Origin of the sequence: Massilia agrisoli, assembly GCF_020831365.1 — a bacterium.
Classification (GTDB): domain Bacteria; phylum Pseudomonadota; class Gammaproteobacteria; order Burkholderiales; family Burkholderiaceae_D; genus Telluria_A; species Telluria_A agrisoli.
Genome location: NZ_JAJHPV010000012.1, coordinates 186117 through 203125 on the forward strand (window position 1 = coordinate 186117; position 17009 = coordinate 203125).

Below are 17009 nucleotides of genomic sequence, written 5' to 3' on the forward strand. Positions count from 1 at the left end.
GGCCGTAGGACCAGAACCCATCGGAATACAACTATTGGAAAAGTGCGCCAGCTCCCGCCTTGGTGCAAGCCCTGCATGGCCGCACTGTGTCAGATGAAATATTCGCGCCGGCTGCCGACATGAGGGCGCCACATTCGCGGATCATCCTCGGTCCTGCAATGCTGGATTCGATTTGCCACGAACAGGAGAACATCATGAAATTTCATTCCGCCCTCAAGGTGCTGGCCTTGCTCAGCGCCGCGGCCTTTTCCCCGTCAAGCATGGGACAGCATGCGCCGGCCAACGCCAACGTCCCGCCGCCAACCGAGGCTGCCGGACCGGGCAGCGCAGCGCCGCAAAAACAGCCGCCGCCAGCGGTGCCGGCGCCCACAAGAAGCGTGGCGATGCAGGTTGGAGATACCCGTGGCGCGGCGACCGGGTCGTCCGCGACGGTTGCACGCCAGCCCTCAATCGCAGGGCGCAGCCGCGATGAGGTAAGGGCCGAGGCCGTGGCTGCAGTGAGGCATCATCGGGCGACGCTTTCCGTGGACCTTGACATGCTAGACGGCAAATAGCCGGTGCCTGGCCGCGCCGTGTCCCTGGCTTAATGAATGATATCGACCGCAGCATTCAATGCGTACCCGGCCCCGCGCGCGGTATGGATCAGGCCATCTTGCAGGCATGCCGATTCGAGCTTCCTGCGCAAGCGGCCGACCTGGACATCGATGGCGCGGTCGTACACCTCGGCGCTGTGGAGGCGGGACAGGTCCAGCAATTGTTCGCGCGATAGCACACGCTGGGGTGCGGCGAGGAAAGCCGTTAGCAGGTGGAACTCTGCATTGGTCAGCGCAATGACCTTACCGTCCGGCGCCACCAGCCGGTGCAGCCAGACGTGCAGTTCGCAACCGGCAAAGCGATACGCCCTCACCCGCGCGAGGCCTTGCGCCACCGACTGATGGGTGCGCGAACGGCGCAGCAAGGCGCGTATCCGCGCAAGCAGTTCGCGCAAGGAAAACGGCTTGCCCAGGTAATCATCGGCGCCCAGTTCCAGCCACAGCACGCGGTCGGCTTCTTCATTACGCCCGGTAATGACGATGATCGGAATGTCGCAATGATCGCGCACGCGGCGCACCACCAGCATGCTGTCCTCATCCGCGAGTTTCGGATTGAGGATCAGCACGTCGAAGGTTTCGCGTTGCAGGGCATCGGCAAGGCTGGGTCCGTCAGGCATCGTGCTGACAAGAATTTCATTCTCAGTGAGATAGTTTGTTAATGCCGCGCGCGTACCGCTATCGCCGTCAACGATTAATGCATGAACTGGCGAGGTCACGGTCGGAAGCGGCGTCACGATGTTCTCTCAGTCAGGTAAATGCTACCGCAGCCGCGGCGCGTGGTAGTCGCAGCGATACTAGCGGCCTCTACGTACTGTGACACATTTCTATGCACTTCGCATAGGCGAAAGTATGTCAGATGACACAAGGCTTAGACAATCCATGCGAGTGTTTTTAACACGCACCGAAACGTTCTATTTGGGAACCAGGTCGGAGAAGTCCCACGCGCATCCATCCGGTGTACCTACCTCATCGACGCATCACCTGCATTAAGATGAGCTATGCACGATGGCTAACGAGGAGTTTTATATGCGTAAGATGATCATGATGGCGTTGGCAGGCTACTTCTGGCGCAAGTTCAGCGCGCGCGGTGTCAAGCAACGTACCGGCAAGGCCATGCGGCGCTGGTAGCAGCGCGGGCTTACTCGTGCCGGCTGGGAATGTCGCGCACGGTCAGGTCGATTGACTGGCCGTGGGCGCCATATCCTTTCGCACGCAAGATACTGGCCGCCAGTTCGCTCTTTCCGAGACGCTCAGCGAGCGCCTCGAGGACTTTCGCATCCCCGCGCTGCACGGCATGGACCATCACTGTGCGCCACCGTGTAGCGCTCATCCGTTCGGCGCTGCTGCGGGCGATCGATATCTTTCCCTGGGCCGGGTGCATATACAGCTCCCCACAAATCAGGTGCCAGCGCTTCTGCTTGGCCCGCTGTACTTTCCGGGCCTCGCGCACCCTGTCCTCAGCCAGGTCGGCGAGTGTTTCCAGTATGTTCTTACTCATGCTATCCCTTCAATCTCTTGCTTTCCTTGCAGGCTGCGCCAACGGCTTATGCCAAGATCGCGTTACCCCAGGTCGGTGCAAGTACTGATGACGCCACGGTAGTTCCCCAGCGTGGTTTCAACGAATGTCGCAAAGTTAAAACTTTCCGCGTTACAAATTCCAAACGGCAAAGTCTACTACGATCGGGGCATCCGCGCGATTGAAGCGAACTCAACCGTATCGGCATATCCAGGAAATTTAATTGCGATAGATGCAATCATTTACTCACTACCGAACCGTTTGCCCTGTGTTTTCTGCAGTTCATCGCAAAAGCATGGACCGAAAAATGGCGCTGGATAGAATCCATGCATACCTTATCAACCCGGAGAAAAACCCATGCTGCGTCCAACCCTCGCCCTTCTTCTGTGCCTTGCATCAGTCACCGCGCACGCCGACGAACAGACCCGCAACGTAGGACAGTTCAAGAAGATTGCGATCTCGGGACCGATGAACCTGATCGTCGATGCGGGCAAGCCTTTCGCGGTTTCCGTCCAGGGCGACGCCAAATTCATCAACCGCGTTACCACCAAGGTCGTCAACGGTGAGCTGCGCATCGGCATGAGTGACGACGGGAACAAGAACGTCAGGAAGCACGACCGCATCGTCATCTCGATGCCGTCCCTATCCGCATTTGAAGGCGAAGGGGCGGGCCTGGCGCGGCTAAACAACATCCAGAGCGACCGCCTCGATGTAGACTATGCCGGCGCCGGCAGCCTGGTCATTAATGGCAAGGTGCGCCACCTGCGCATTGAAGCCGAAGGCGTTGGCGAGGTCGATACCAAAGCGCTGATCGCGCAGGAAGCGGATGTCAGTTTTGAAGGTATCGGCGCAGTGTCGATTCATGCGAGCGAAAAGCTGACGGCCAATGTCGAAGGCATGGGCAACCTGACGTACTACGGTAACCCGCGCATCGTGAATAAATCGGTGTCGGGTATTGGCAGCGTCACCGCTGCGCGCTGATATTCGGTTCTCAACACGGCCACAATGACAAACGCCCCTGGATTCCAGGGGCGTTTTTTCGTCGCTATAATGCCGCGATTTTTTTAGCTGCCAACTTTCAAGGCCGCCTTGCCATCGGCGCCAGCCATCGATTCCAGGCGCTTGGCCGCACGCACTTTCCAGTAATCTGCATTATCGATGCCCATCGCCACGGGGTCGAATTGCGGGTCCAGGCCAGCGGCTTTCTGCGCTTCGTAATCGTTCAGGCACTTGAAGGCCACGTTCCGCAACAGCAGGATCGCCACCAGGTTCAGCCAGGCCATCAAGCCCACGCCAATGTCGCCAAGCGCCCAGGCCATATCCGCCGTCTTGACCGTGCCATACACGGTCGCGATCATCATGGCGACCTTGAGCGCAAACGTCAGCCAAGGACGATGCACCTTGCGGTTGATATAAGCGATGTTCGTTTCGGCGATGTAGTAGTACGCCACGATCGTGGTGAAGGCAAAGAAGAACAAGGCGATCGCCACGAACACCGAACCGAAACCTGGCAGTGCGTTCTCGAGCGCGGTCTGCACGTAACCCGGCCCTGCCGCCACACCCTGAACGCCGGTGTAAATTGCCTTGCCGCCGGCGCCTTCAACATTGTATTGGCCGGTAATCAGCAGCATGAATGCGGTGGCCGAGCACACCAGCAAGGTGTCGATATACACCGAGAAGCCTTGCACGAGGCCTTGTTTGGCCGGGTGCGTGACCTCGGCGGCGGACGACGCGTGCGGTCCGGTGCCCTGCCCCGCTTCGTTCGAATAGACGCCGCGCTTCACACCCCACTGGATTGCCATGCCGATCATGGCGCCAAAACCGGCATCGAGGCCAAACGCGGAGCTGAAGATCAGCTTGAGCACGCCCGGCAACTGGTGCAGGTTCAGGAGAATCACCACGCAGGCGACGATGATGTAGCCAAGCGCCATGAACGGGACGACGATCTCGGCGAAGGTAGCGATGCGCTTGACGCCGCCGAAAATGATGAAGCCCAGTGCGATGGCAAGAATGGCAGCGGTGACATTCGGATCAATGCCCATCGCAGTTTGCAGCCCTGACCCGATCGAATTGGCCTGCACGCCTGGCAGTAACAAGCCGGTCGCAAAGACGGTAGCGATCGCAAAAATCCAGGCATACCATTTCATGCCCAGGCCTTTTTCGATGTAGAAGGCCGGACCGCCGCGGTACTGGCCGTTGATCGGCTCTTTATAGACCTGGCCCAAGGTGGACTCGACAAACGCCGAGCTGGCGCCCAGGAAGGCGACTGCCCACATCCAGAATACCGCGCCAGGTCCGCCAAACGTAATGGCGGTGGCCACGCCGGCGATATTGCCGGTTCCGACCCGGCCTGCCAGCGTCATTGTCAGCGCCTGGAACGACGATACGCCCTGGTCTGACGCCTTACCATCGATCATCAGGCGGGTCATTTCACGCGCATGCCGCACCTGCAGGAATCGCGAGCGGATCGAAAAATACAGCCCGGCGCCAAGGCATAGCGCGATCAGGGCCGGGCTCCAGATGATCCCGTTGATGGTATTGACTAATTCTTGCATATAAAAATGTCCCCTAAATATGAGGCCGTGACAATGACTGTCTGCCTTCTCAGACCGCGATTATAAACAGATGAGCTGACCTGATGTGCTATTTGAAAGTCCACGACGAGCACACGAACAGATAGCTTCCGTCCGGCTGCTGCGACAGGATGTCGATGACCGAGTGTTTTTCGCCATGCCTGCCGGTCGCCGTTGCGGTGGCGTGGGCAATCGGCGGGAAAAAGAAAAACTTACGCGGAGTCATGCGCGGCTTGTCGCGCTCCTTTTGCGGGAGCATTGCGCTGTAATGCTTTGCGATCGCTTCACGGCCCTGCAAGCGTTGGCCGGCCGGAAGGAAAATGATGCCATCCTCGGCGTATAGCGAAGCCAGACGGCCGGCGTCTGCCGCCTCGTAGGCCTCGACCCATTGTTGTACGGTTTCCCTGAGCGGCTCTGGAATTTCCACGGCACCCCCCTCGTTCAATATGTTTGCCCGTTGCTTGACGAGCCGATTGTACGCGAGCCCGGGCGTGGGGCCGCCTGTGCCAAATCGCGGCTCCGGCTAGAATGTTCCAGATTATTGGTTAAAGGAGATATTGATGACTGATCAAGCCAGGTATGTTCCGCCAGCTGTCTGGGTTCCGCCAGCCTCATCCGGCGGCACGTTTGCGAACATCAACCGCCCGGTGGCCGGCGCAACCCATGAAAAGGTACTCCCGGTCGGCAACCATCCGATCCAGCTCTATTCGCTGGCGACGCCCAATGGGGTGAAGGTAACGATCATGCTGGAAGAACTGCTCGCGCTCGGCCATTCCGGCGCCGAATACGATGCCTGGCTCATCCGTATCAACGAAGGCGACCAGTTCTCAAGCGGCTTTGTGGAGATCAACCCAAATTCGAAGATACCGGCGATGGTCGACCACAGCGGCGATACACCGCAGCGCGTGTTCGAGTCCGGTTCGATCCTGGTGTATCTCGCCGAGAAGTTCAACGCCTTCCTGCCGACGGAAACAGCGGCGCGCACTGAAACGCTCAACTGGCTGTTCTGGCAAATGGGCTCGGCCCCCTTCGTGGGCGGCGGTTTCGGCCACTTTTACGCCTATGCGCCCGACAAGCTCGAATATCCGATCGACCGCTACGCGATGGAAACCAAGCGCCAGCTGGATGTGCTCGACCGGCAACTCGCCACCAACCGCTTCGTTGCGGGCGATGAGTACACCATCGCCGACATGGCGATCTGGCCGTGGTACGGCGGCATGGTGCGCGGAGAACTGTACGACGCGGCGGGGTTCCTGTCGGTGCACGAGTACAGGAACGTCAAACGCTGGGCCGATGAGATCGGCGCACGCCCTGCGGTTATCCGCGGCCGCAAGGTCAACCGCGTGCGCGGCGAACCGGAAGAACAAGTTCCCGAGCGCCACGACGCCGCGGATCTAGACTGAGACGAAGGACTAGTCCAACCCGGCATCGGCTTGCTGCGGCAACGGCGCCTCGCGAAGCAGCCGCAGCCCGTTAAACACCACCAGCAGGCTCGCGCCCATATCCGCAAACACCGCCATCCACAGGGTGGCGGTACCGGCAAGCGCCAGGATCAGGAACACCAGCTTGATCGACAGCGCGACGATAATATTCTGGCGCAGCACCGCCGCGGTCTTGCGGCTGAGGCGCACGAAAGTGGCGATCTTGCGCAGATCGTCATCCATCAGCGCTACGTCCGCCGTCTCCAGCGCTGTATCGGTTCCCGCCACGCCCATGGCGAAACCGATGCTCGACCTGGCAAGCGCCGGCGCGTCGTTGATGCCATCGCCCACCATGCCGACATGCCCGTAGATCGCCATCTCCCTGTTGATGGCTTCCAGTTTTTCTTCAGGCAGCAGGTTGCCATGCGCTTCGTCGATGCCGACGTCGCGCGCAATGGCCGCGGCGGTGAGGGCATTGTCGCCGGTGAGCATGATGGTGCGGATACCGAGTGCATGCAGTTCCGCAATCGCCTGGCGGCTTGCGGTGCGAACCGTATCGGCAACGCCGATGACGGCCAGCGGCGTGTCCTGGCTGCTGACCACGACCGCGCTCTTGCCTTCCGCTTCGATCAGGTTAAGGACCTCCTCCATCGCCGGGGTGCAAATGCCCAGCTCCTCCTGCAGCCGATGATTGCCAAGGTAGTAGTCCTTGCCTTCGATGCTGCCGCTGGTGCCGCGTCCGGCAAGCGCGTTGAAATTGGCCACCTCATGCAAGGGAAGCTGCGCATGCGTAGCGGCCCAGTGGCGGCTGATCGCGGCCGACACCGGGTGACCGGAACGCGCGGCAAGCGAAGCGGCGATGCGCATCCAGTCCGTGTCGCCGCCTTCGAGCGGCACCGTATCGGTGACGGACGGAACGCCCTGCGTAATCGTGCCGGTCTTGTCCAGTGCCAGCGCACGCAGCTTGTGGCCCTCTTCAAGGTAGGCGCCGCCTTTGATCAGGATGCCGGACCGGGCTGCCGCAGCCAGGCCGCTCACCACCGCCACCGGCGTTGAAATGACCAGCGCACATGGGCAGGCAATCACCAGCAGGACGAGCGCCTTGTAAATCCAGGGCAGCCAGTCGAAGCCATACGCCAGCGGTGGCACCAGCATGACGCCGAGCGCCGCTGCGAACACGATCGGTGTGTAGACCCGGGCGAAACGGTCGACAAACCGCTGCGTGGGCGCGCGCGATCCTTGCGCTTCCTCGACGGCGCGGATGATGCGCGACAGCGTTGAATTGGTTTGCAGCGCGGTGACCCTGTAGACGAATGAGCCCGCCTCGTTGACGGTGCCGGCAAAGACCTGGTCGCCGCTCTCCTTTGTGACAGGCATGCTTTCACCGGTAATTGGCGCCTGGTTGACACTGGATTGGCCTTCCTCGAGGATTCCATCGAGGGCGATCCGCTCGCCCGGGCCCACGCGCACCTGCGCCCCGATGGCCACGCCCGCGGCATCGACCGACAGCCATTGGCCATCGTCCTGCCACACGGTCGCTTTATCGGGTGTCATTGCCATCAAGCCCAGAATCGCATTTCGCGCCCGGTCCAGCGACATCGCCTCGATGGCCTCGGCGAGCGCGAACAGCGCCATCACCATGGCCGCTTCAGGCCACTGCCCGATCAGGACCGCGCCGGTAACTGCAATCGTCATCAGGGCGTTGATGTTGAGATTGCCGTTACGTAGTGCAATCCAGCCCTTCCTGTACGTGGATACCCCGGTCAGCAGGATAGCGGCGAGGGAAAGTGCGATCGCCAACGGCGAGATGTCCGAACCGGTGGTCCACGCGGCGGCTTCCGCGGCGGCGGCAAGGACTACGCCAGCGCCAAGTTTCAGCCATTTGAGCTTGCTGCCTTCATGAACGGCCGCGGCTGCATCTTTTCCCGGGCCCTCTTCCCCGAGCGGCACTGCATCCATCCCGATGGCAAGAAGCGCTTTCATCACCACGTCCTGCGAACCGGTGTGGATGACCGTCAGGCGGCGTTGAAGGAGGTTGAAGTGCAGGCCCGACACCTCCGCCAGTCCTGATAACTTGTCGCGGATAAGTGCTTCTTCCGTCGGGCAATCCATGTTCTGGATAGAAAACGATGAGCCGATTCCCGCAGGGTCTGCCATCGGGGTGTCCTGGTCGATGGTGGCCGTCGAGGCTGCGCTGGCACAGCTCTTACTGCAGCATTGCGTGTCGGTTGAGGTCATTCGCGTGATCCCGGTTAAGTGTATAGTTGCATTACACACCCTGTAGTCGCTACAGGGTCAAGCACATACGGCCGGGATTGGTAAATATGGCAGGCAACTTCAAAATTGGTGAACTGGCGGATCGTACGTCATGCCAGGTTGAAACCATTCGCTACTACGAGCGCATCGGCATGCTCGCCCCGCCCATGCGCTCGTCCAATAATTACCGTACCTACGGGGAGGCCCACGTCGAGCGGCTGCTGTTCATCCGGCATTGCCGGGCGCTAGACATGACCTTGGACGAGGTGCGCGTACTGCTCAATTTCAGGGACAAGCCGGACGAGGACTGCGACGGCGTCAACGAGCTTCTCGACAAGCATATCAACCATGTCGTCGACCGGATTGCCTCGCTGACCGCTTTGGAAACCCAGCTTCGGCAGCTGCGGGGGCGATGCAGCGCAGCGGACTCATCCAAGGCCTGCGGTATCTTGCACGCCTTGTCTGAACCTGTGCCTGCCGCATCTGGCGCGGTAGGCAATCCGCTGGGTCCGCACTGCTAACATTGAAAAGAAAGCCTGGGCGTGCCACAACTGGCTCTTTTAGCGCAGCGGCCAAAACCAGATTTTGTTCTTGGGCCCAAAGAAGCATGCGCCGGCACATTGAAAGTAGCCGTTGGCACTCGCCTTAATGATGTCAATGTGGCCCTGGGCTCCCGCGAGCGGAAGTATCTCGCCAAAGAAGAACGCGGCGACGCCCTTTCGCCGCCCGATCCCGCTCCTCGCGGCCTCTTCAGAAGCGTACCGCTCCGGCGGCCCCCACATCTCAGCCAGGTGCTCCGCCAGCTTCCTCATACTTGGCTCGATTCGCTTTCCCTTGTGGACCCCTTTATTGATTCGGAGGCCACCCTTTCGCAACGCCAAACCAGCCTTCGTGACGGCGTAGCTCAAGCGAATCGCACAGGTGTTTTCGTACTCGGCCTTGTTCGTCAATTCACCTATTCCTAGTTCCTCATATAGTTGTGCGCGGGGCATACTCTTGGATGGATAGGCAACTTCAAGCGCAGCATAGGTCGGCCTGTGTCCTCCGCTAACGGCAATTGGTTTCACGGCTGTCCTCCTTTTCCAGGTTTGCACGGATAACGCCTGCTCAGCTCATCGAGTAACAGCGGGGCAGCATTTTTCTTGAGCTCACGGGCCGAACGGGTTGCCTTGATAGACGATGCAAGTTCGATGTTCAACTCATGCGGGAGAATGGAGCCAGTAAAGCACCAGATGCTCCCTTGGGTCGCATCCTTCACTCCGTTTACGTAGCTATGGGTCATGTCGCGCTCGATGTAATCAATATCGGTGGACTGCGCTTTTGACAGCTTGCCGACCACCTGTTCCCCCGTCATCGCATTGAATGGGTACACGTACGGGCCCGCATGAACTGACAATGGGAAAAAGATTGCAGTAACAATCCAGCTGCGACTACTCATCATTGCGCTCCAGTGTTTCGAATAGAGCTGCCCTTGGGTACGGTGCCGCTTGCCTCACTGCCTGGTGAGCACAACTACCCCATAGCGTTGTCAAGGCGGCTCGCAAGCCATTTGTTGAGATGACTATTTCCAGGACAACCAAGTGGGGCAACATTACCGAGACCCGGTTCTGCCACTGCATTTCGCTCAACACCGCGCGTAGGAGCGGCCAACGATTGTCCAAAAAGACACCAAAGGTGGGCATTCCTCGGATGTGCAGCAGGGCCGGATCCGTGCCACCGACCTCGACGTAAGCCTGCCGAATATCGTACAGGTATGGCATTGCCCGAAATTAGAAAGAACGTGCGCGCGAATCGTCATCCATGCATACGCCCAGGCTGCAGATATCGCCGCCGTGGAGGACGACATTGCAACAGCGATGGCTGAAGGTGGCACCCGGACAGAGGGAGCGTAATGCGGCGATATCATGCGCGATCCAATTACTGTGCGTTTGCGCGACCGAGCCGCGAGCAACGTCATCATTGTAGGTATCGCTATCACATCGCCATTGCGTGATCGCAACCAAGACGTAGCTTGACCCTGCGGTCACCGTCATGCCGCCGCGCCGCGTCATGCGGTAAGCCGCTTCCATCGCATGCACCGATCCGGCCATCTCGAACGCGTAGTCCACGTCGCCGCCAGTGAGGGCTTTGACTTTATCGATCGCATCCGGGTCGCGGGCATTCACCGTTGCGGTCGCGCCGAGCGACCTGGCGCCTACGACCTTGCTGTCATGCAGGTCGATGGCAGTGACGTGGCGTGCGCCGGCCGCCAGCGCCCCCAACATGGCGCACAGCTCCACCCCGCCAAGGCCGAGAACGGCGACGGTTGTGCCCGCCTGGACGCGCGCCGCGTTGATCATCGCACCGACGCCAGTGTGCACCGAGGTCCGATAACGGGGCCTCGCGGAGCGAAGAGAGGAATTTACGCGGCAATGGGCGGCACGCACGTTGGACATCGCACAACGTCCCCATCAGTTATTCCTTTCATACTTTTGCATTCTTAATCACTTTTGTATATTTTCTCGGGAAAAATATGAAAAATCGAATAGCCGAAGTAGTAGGAATGTTGACAATAACATGGGGTGCCAGCTGCGCTGCCCAGACTACTCCCATGCCGGCGACGGTGACGGTTTGCACGGACATAGACGTTAAGACTTGTAAGGTTGCGACGCTTCCGGCGAAGGCCGGCCATGTTCTCCATATTGTCCGAGGCAACTGGGTTTCTCCTGTGACCGCCACTGCAAGCTGGGTGGCATTCACGCGAACCCACGCCAGCCTTTGCTACATGGGTTCTAAGACTACCGCTCTAGAGTGCTTCCCGATCCGCGCCTACGCACCGAAGGATGCAGATATATCATTCCGCGATATGGGCAGTGGTCTGAAAGCGATGGTATACATGCGACAGCCCGGCGCCACGCAGCCCACCGAGGATTTCTATCGTTCTGTAGACATTTTCAATCGCGCATTGCACACTGTCGCCCAAGAAGTGCAGGAGCACGCGAAGAACGCGTACCACTCAGCGGTAGCGGCGGCGAATGCTCGCAATAGTGCCGACGGCGTCGGCGCGGGGGGCGATAAAGGCGGGGGCGTGCATACCGTCAACAACAATGGTGACGAACAAAATCCGTGCACCGAGGGCGAAGAATGCAGGTATCTTCCCAAGGAGGATGACGGAGGTTATCACGGTGGTAGCGAGGCGACTTGGGACTCGCCGTCAGATCATTGGGAATATGACACTGGCTCGTGGACTCCTGCAACAAACGTAGCGGCCGACCAGGAAGATGAATGGAATTATCAGAAAGTAACTATCGGGCCACCGGAAAGTGAGCCTGAATCGGGCAATACTTTTTTTCCTCCGTTTAACTACGAATGGCAGACTGCGCCAGAGGTTGAACCTGATCTCCCTCCCTCCACTGCCCCCATTTCAGTCGTTGAGATAAAGCCACCGACGTGCGTCTACAGTCCGTTAGGGTTGGTTTGTACGGCACCACGACCCGCTCCGCTACCTCTCGACCCTGCGGATCAGTTCACACCGCCGCGCCCTTGGAACCCTTCCATCCCCACGTGGAACTTTTGCACCACGTTTGGCATCTTTTGCGCAGACAATGATCGGGGCGAAGGATCAACGCAAGACGGCAAGACTTATGATGAACTGGTTCAAATTTGCTGGGAAATTAGCGAGGTCGAGAACGAACAGTGCACCGCTCAAGAGAAAATGGGCGCCGACTATCGAACAGTTCGTGCCTGCCGTGAGCGCGTAGCAGAGCGCCACGCCGCGTGTCTGACTACAGCCCGAAATGTTGGCAAAGATGCACCCTAGTAGAGTGTCAGTATGCTGAAACGGGGAGATCGACTCCCCTCACTTCACACAATTGCGGAGGAAAAATGCAAATACCATACATGGCGATTTACGTAAACGATAAGGGCGAGTTAGTAATGAGCCACGTCATGCGATCAGATGGCGACCCGCTTGACGTGGAGCGACCGCTCAAGGAACTTAGCGATCGCGGATTAGACGAGGCGTCGAAGGGGATTGGCAGAGTGGTGCTTGCCACAATGGCAAACTGGTATCCTCAAGAGTTGGATAAGTATCCTGCGCTAATAATCCCTTACGATGAGGAGGGCGATATGATCCTCATTACGTCCCTAATTAGCAAATCGATTCGAGACAAAACCAGAGTCCACTTTGCCAGCATCGACGCGCTTATCGCCGAAGTAGTGCGGGAAAAACCGGAGCTGGCGTCAAAGAGCAGCACGATTGCCGGGTGGGCGCACGTTCGGTCAATGATAGAAAAACGAAGCGTTTAACTCCTTGCGGCTCGCTTGCAGTTGTTGGGCCGACGCACAATGTAGCCGTCCCGATCCACGCAAGCGTAGAGATGTCAGCCAACTTCATGAGGACATTGCTGCGGCCCGACGACAGACCGCAGCAGTTCTACCTGTCGCCCCATGTCAGGCAGCGGTGGTGAGTAAGGGCGCGCAGAGATCGACGTTACACCATCCGCTGCGGTACGATGTACTGGTGCAGCGCATAGTTGAAGAAGTGGCGGCAAGAATCTGCAGCATGAACGTATCGCCGCCTTAGGGAAGCGTTCCGACGCGTACCCGTCCGGCTCAAGGTTCAAAACACAATCAGGTCCCGCAAGCTTTCGCCCGCATCGAGCCGGTCAAACCCACGGTTAATGTCGGACAGCGCCAGGCGCTCTCCCATCAGGCGGTTGATGGGCAGCTTGCCGGCTTGGTAAAGGCCGATGTAGCGCGGGATATCGCGCGATGGCACGCATGAGCCGATGTAGCTTCCCTTGACGGTCCGCTCTTCGGCTACCAGGCTCACCTGCTGCAACGGCCAGTTATGCCCCGGAGGCGGCAACCCTGCGGTCACGGTCATGCCGCCGCGCCGTGTCATGCGGTAAGCCGCTTCCATCGCTTGCACCGAACCGGCCATCTCGAACGCGTAGTCCACGCCGCCGCCAGTGAGGGCTTTGACTTTATCGATCGCATCCGGGTCGCGGGCATTCACCGTTGCGGTCGCGCCGAGCGACCTGACTACTTCGAGCTTGCTGTCATGGAGGTCAATGGCGATGACATGGCGTGCGCCGGCCGCCAGCGCACCCAGCATGGCGCACAGCCCCACCCCGCCAAGGCCGAGAACGGCGACGGTTGTGCCCGCCTGTACGCGCGCCGTGTTGATCACCGCACCTACCCCGGTCAGTACCGCGCAGCCGAACAGGGCTGCTTCAGCCGGGTCGATGTCGGCGTCGATCCTGACGCATGAGTTGCGCGACACGACCGCATGGTCCGCGAAGGCGGATACGCCGACGTGGTGGTTGATGTCGTGCGCGTGCTGGTGGATGCGGCGCGCGCCCGACAGCAAGGTGCCCTTTGCGTTCGATTCAGCACCCGGCTCGCACAGCGCCGGCCGGCCTTCCGCGCACGGCATGCAATGCCCGCAACTTGGCACGAACACCAGCACAACCTGGTCGCCAGGCTTGAGGTCGGTGACGCCCTCGCCCAATTGGACGACTTCGCCTGCCGCCTCGTGCCCCAGGGCCATCGGGACTGGCCTCGGCCGTACGCCGTTGATGACTGACAGGTCCGAGTGGCAAAGGCCTGCCGCCTTGATCTTGACCAGCACTTCGCCCGGGCCGGGCGGATCGAGGTCGAGCTCTTCGATCTTCAGTGGCTGGCTTTGGGCGAAAGGCGCTGAAGCTCCTACTTCATGCAACACGGCTGCGCGGATTTTCATGACTGATTTCCGAAAAATAGAAAGGTGTGAGGCTCAGATGACGCGGCCGCCATCGACAGGCATTTCGATACCAGTCAGGAATTCCGACGCGTCACTGGCGAGGAAAACGGCAACGTTCGCCACGTCATGCGGTTCGCACAGACGGCCAAGTGGGATGCTCGCGGTGAAGCGCGCGCGGTTCTCCGGCGTATCCGGCACGCCCATGAAGTCGGCCAGCATCGCGGTCGCTCCCATCACCGGGCAGATTGCATTCACGCGGATGCCGTCCGGCGCCAGTTCAACCGCCATCGACTTGGACAGCATGTTGGCCGCTCCCTTCGATCCGTTGTACCAGGTGAGGCCAGGACGGGGACGAATGCCCGCCACCGAGCCCACGTTAAGGATGACGCCCGCCTTGCGCTCACGCATCAGCGGCACCACGGCCTGCGCCATGTGGTACAGCGATTTCACGTTGACCGCATAAATCCGGTCGAAGGTTTTTTCATCGACATCGAGCATCGGCTGGTTGCGGTGGGTTGCGCCCGCGTTGTTGACCACGATGTCCGGCACGCCGAAGCGGTTAACGCAGTGCGCCACGGCGGCGCGCACCTGTTCGGCGTTGGTGACGTCGCATGCGACTGCGCTCGCGTTGGAGCCGAGTTCTTCAGCAAGCGCACGTCCAGCGTCGTAATTCAGGTCGGCGATCACGACTTTTGCGCCTTCCGCAATGTACGAGCGGGCGATTCCGGCGCCGAAGCCGCTGGCGGCGCCGGTGACGATGGCAATCTTGCCTTCGAGTTGGGGCATGGTGTTCTCCTTAGTTATAGAATTGGACGATGGTCTTGGTGGTGCTCATCTCTTCGAGCGCGAGGAAACCTTTTTCGCGCCCGTGACCACTCTTTTTCATGCCGCCGAAGGGCAGCTCGACGCCGCCCCCGGCGCCATAGCAGTTGATGAACACCTGCCCGCTCTGGATCCGCTGCGCCATGCGCGCCTGGCGGCCGCCGTTCTCGGTCCATACCCCGGCAACCAGTCCGTATTCCGTCGCATTGGCCAGCCGTACCGCGTCTTCTTCATCCGTGAATGGCATGGCCGTCAGCACCGGTCCGAACACTTCCTTGCACGCCAGGTTGTGGTCGCGCGGCACCGCGCCAAACAGGGTTGGCTTGACGAAGTAGCCGCCGGCCGGCAGGCCCGGCGCCAGTTGCGCTTCGGCCACCACCGGAATGCCCGAAGCAACCGAGTCGGAGATGAAGCCGCTCACACGCCCGTGCTGCTTGCTGTTGATGATCGGCCCGCAATCGAGGTCCATCTCCGGCGTTCCCACCCTGATCGCCGCGAATCCGGCGCTGACCCGTTCCATCACCTTGTCGTAGATGTCTTGCTGGATCAGCAGGCGGCTGCCGGCCGAGCAGGTTTGCCCGGCGTTCTGCACGATCGCCTTGACGATGGCCGGCACCGCCTTGTCCAGGTCGGCGTCGTTGAAGACCACCTGCGGCGACTTGCCGCCCAGCTCCAGCACACAGGGCACGCTGTTTTTGGCGGTGGCTTCCTGCACCATCACGCCCACCTCCGGCGAGCCGGTGAAGGTGGCGAAGTTGATGCCGGGGTGGGCAGTCAGCGCGGCGCCTGCCTCATGGCCATAGCCGGTCACAATGTTCAGTGCGCCTGGCGGCAGGCCCGCTTCCTGGGCCAGCTCGCCGAGGCGGATAACGCTCAGGCAAGCGTCTTCGGATGGCTTGAGCACCGTCGCATTGCCCATCGCCAGCGCCGGGGCCAGGGTGCGGCCGAACATCTGGGCCGGATAGTTCCACGGAATGATGTGGGCGGTGACGCCATGCGGCACCCGCACCACGCTGACGTTGTAGCCATTCAGGTAGGGAATCGTCTGGCCGTGCACCTTGTCGGCAGCGCCGCCGTAGAACTCGAAATAGCGCGCCACCGCGGTGATGTCGTTGCGTGCCACGGTCATCGGCTTGCCGGTGTCCTTCGCCTCCAGCTGGGCCAATTCTTCGTTGTGCTTCAAGATCAGTTCGCCAAAGCGTTGCAGGATGCGGCCGCGCTCGGTGGCAGTCAGGCGCCCCCAGGCGCCGTCCAGCGCGCGCTGCGCCGCCTTGACGGCCAGGTCGATGTCGGCCGCGCGCCCGCGCTCGATGGTGGTGAACTTGTCGCCGGTGCACGGGTTGATCACGTCAATGGTGCCGCCTTCGACCGGCGTTACCCATTTGCCTTCGATTAACAGGGTGCTCATGTGATGCTCTCCAGGTTGGAATGGTGATGGGGCGCCGTCTCTGCGGGGACGAGTTCGCCGCGTTCAAGGGTCAGGGTCGCGTCCGGCAAGTCGCGCAGCAGGCTGCGGTTCGACTCCGTGACGACCACGCATAAATCGGGGTCCAGGTCGCGCAGCTTGCGCAGCGACTCGGCGTACTGGCCGGCCAGCACGGGCGCCAGGCCCTGGAAAGGCTCGTCGAGCAATACCAGGCGCGAGCCGGCCATCAGGGCACGGCCGAGCGCGACGATCTTGCCCTGGCCGCCAGACAGCGCGGCGCCGGAACGCGGCAGCATTTCCTTCAGCTGCGGCACCACGGCCAGCACCTTGTCGAGCCGGCGCGCAATCTCGGCCTTGTCCAGGTTTAATACCTCGCACGGCAGGCGCAGGTTTTCTTCCACGGTGAAGGTGGGGAACATCACCCGGTCTTCCGGCGCGTAGCCGATGCCGAGCGCGGTGCGCTTGTATGGCGGCACGCCGGCCAGGTCGGCGCCGTCGCACAAAATGCGCCCTTCCGACAGCGGCACCAGTCCCATGATCGCGCGCAGCAAGGTGGTTTTGCCGGCCCCGTTGCGCCCGACGATCGCCAGCAGGCTGCCGGGCATGAACTCGGTGTCGATCTGGCGCAGCACCGGAATGCCGATGATCCGCGCACTGATCTTTTCTAGCTTGAGCAT

General features: G+C 60.5%; 18 protein-coding genes. 6 read left to right on the forward strand and 12 right to left on the reverse strand.

Annotated elements, in window-relative coordinates:
- Positions 1-194: 194 nt before the first annotated feature.
- Positions 195-554, forward strand: a complete 360-nt coding sequence (locus LMJ30_RS08215) for a hypothetical protein (protein WP_229431856.1) — start codon at positions 195-197, stop codon at positions 552-554.
- 29 nt (positions 555-583) lie between these two features.
- Here LMJ30_RS08215 and LMJ30_RS21860 read toward each other — a convergent pair whose 3' ends face one another.
- Positions 584-1327, reverse strand: coding sequence for a winged helix-turn-helix domain-containing protein (locus tag LMJ30_RS21860; RefSeq protein WP_371872988.1), 744 nt, complete (start codon positions 1325-1327; stop codon positions 584-586).
- Positions 1328-1731: 404 nt separating this feature from the next.
- A complete protein-coding gene (locus LMJ30_RS08225) occupies positions 1732-2091 on the reverse strand; it encodes a hypothetical protein (RefSeq protein ID WP_229431857.1) in 360 nt (119 codons plus the stop codon).
- A 375-nt stretch (positions 2092-2466) separates the two neighbouring features.
- Between LMJ30_RS08225 and LMJ30_RS08230 the strand changes: the two genes are divergently transcribed.
- Positions 2467-3090, forward strand: coding sequence for a head GIN domain-containing protein (locus tag LMJ30_RS08230; protein WP_229431858.1), 624 nt, complete (start codon positions 2467-2469; stop codon positions 3088-3090).
- An 83-nt stretch (positions 3091-3173) separates the two neighbouring features.
- Here LMJ30_RS08230 and LMJ30_RS08235 read toward each other — a convergent pair whose 3' ends face one another.
- Positions 3174-4664, reverse strand: a complete 1491-nt coding sequence (locus LMJ30_RS08235; protein ID WP_229431859.1) for an alanine/glycine:cation symporter family protein — start codon at positions 4662-4664, stop codon at positions 3174-3176.
- A gap of 88 nt (positions 4665-4752) precedes the next feature.
- Entirely contained in the window at positions 4753-5109 is a 357-nt protein-coding gene (locus tag LMJ30_RS08240; protein ID WP_229431860.1) for a YybH family protein, read from the reverse strand.
- 133 nt (positions 5110-5242) lie between these two features.
- Between LMJ30_RS08240 and yghU the strand changes: the two genes are divergently transcribed.
- Positions 5243-6085 (forward strand): glutathione-dependent disulfide-bond oxidoreductase, encoded by an 843-nt coding sequence (gene yghU / locus LMJ30_RS08245; RefSeq protein WP_229431861.1) that lies wholly within the window; start codon positions 5243-5245, stop codon positions 6083-6085.
- Between the two features lie 9 nt (positions 6086-6094).
- Here the strand turns inward: yghU and LMJ30_RS08250 are convergent, their stop codons facing one another.
- Positions 6095-8341, reverse strand: a complete 2247-nt coding sequence (locus LMJ30_RS08250; RefSeq protein WP_229431862.1) for a heavy metal translocating P-type ATPase — start codon at positions 8339-8341, stop codon at positions 6095-6097.
- An 86-nt stretch (positions 8342-8427) separates the two neighbouring features.
- Here LMJ30_RS08250 and cadR point away from each other — a divergent pair, with 86 nt between their 5' ends.
- Positions 8428-8880 (forward strand): Cd(II)/Pb(II)-responsive transcriptional regulator, encoded by a 453-nt coding sequence (cadR, locus tag LMJ30_RS08255; RefSeq protein WP_229431863.1) that lies wholly within the window; start codon positions 8428-8430, stop codon positions 8878-8880.
- 39 nt (positions 8881-8919) lie between these two features.
- On the opposite strand, the gene LMJ30_RS08260 is transcribed toward cadR, so the two are convergent.
- The 3 genes from LMJ30_RS08260 to LMJ30_RS08270 form a co-directional block, all read right to left on the reverse strand.
- On the reverse strand, positions 8920-9426 hold the full coding sequence (locus tag LMJ30_RS08260; RefSeq protein ID WP_229431864.1) for a T6SS effector amidase Tae4 family protein: 507 nt from the start codon (positions 9424-9426) through the stop codon (positions 8920-8922).
- Positions 9423-9797: a Rap1a/Tai family immunity protein gene (locus LMJ30_RS08265; protein ID WP_229431865.1), complete on the reverse strand. Its 375-nt coding sequence runs from the start codon at positions 9795-9797 to the stop codon at positions 9423-9425. Before LMJ30_RS08265 ends, LMJ30_RS08260 begins: the two co-directional genes overlap by 4 nt.
- Before the next feature lie 331 nt (positions 9798-10128).
- On the reverse strand, positions 10129-10698 hold the full coding sequence (locus tag LMJ30_RS08270) for a zinc-binding dehydrogenase (protein ID WP_229431866.1): 570 nt from the start codon (positions 10696-10698) through the stop codon (positions 10129-10131).
- Positions 10699-10949: 251 nt separating this feature from the next.
- Between LMJ30_RS08270 and LMJ30_RS08275 the strand changes: the two genes are divergently transcribed.
- A complete protein-coding gene (locus LMJ30_RS08275; RefSeq protein WP_229431867.1) occupies positions 10950-12158 on the forward strand; it encodes a hypothetical protein in 1209 nt (402 codons plus the stop codon).
- A 65-nt stretch (positions 12159-12223) separates the two neighbouring features.
- Positions 12224-12646 carry a hypothetical protein gene (locus tag LMJ30_RS08280; protein ID WP_229431868.1) on the forward strand — a complete coding sequence of 141 codons (423 nt, stop codon included), beginning with the start codon at positions 12224-12226 and terminating at the stop codon, positions 12644-12646.
- 313 nt (positions 12647-12959) lie between these two features.
- Here the strand turns inward: LMJ30_RS08280 and LMJ30_RS08285 are convergent, their stop codons facing one another.
- Genes LMJ30_RS08285 through LMJ30_RS08300 form a run of 4 tightly spaced genes read right to left on the reverse strand, consistent with a single transcriptional unit; the run spans position 12960 to position 17009 of the window.
- A complete protein-coding gene (locus tag LMJ30_RS08285; RefSeq protein ID WP_229431869.1) occupies positions 12960-14084 on the reverse strand; it encodes a zinc-dependent alcohol dehydrogenase family protein in 1125 nt (374 codons plus the stop codon).
- A gap of 33 nt (positions 14085-14117) precedes the next feature.
- Positions 14118-14870 carry an SDR family oxidoreductase gene (locus tag LMJ30_RS08290; protein ID WP_229431870.1) on the reverse strand — a complete coding sequence of 251 codons (753 nt, stop codon included), beginning with the start codon at positions 14868-14870 and terminating at the stop codon, positions 14118-14120.
- A gap of 10 nt (positions 14871-14880) precedes the next feature.
- Entirely contained in the window at positions 14881-16314 is a 1434-nt protein-coding gene (locus tag LMJ30_RS08295; protein ID WP_229431871.1) for an aldehyde dehydrogenase family protein, read from the reverse strand.
- Positions 16311-17009 carry an ABC transporter ATP-binding protein gene (locus LMJ30_RS08300; protein WP_229431872.1) on the reverse strand — a complete coding sequence of 233 codons (699 nt, stop codon included), beginning with the start codon at positions 17007-17009 and terminating at the stop codon, positions 16311-16313. Before LMJ30_RS08300 ends, LMJ30_RS08295 begins: the two co-directional genes overlap by 4 nt.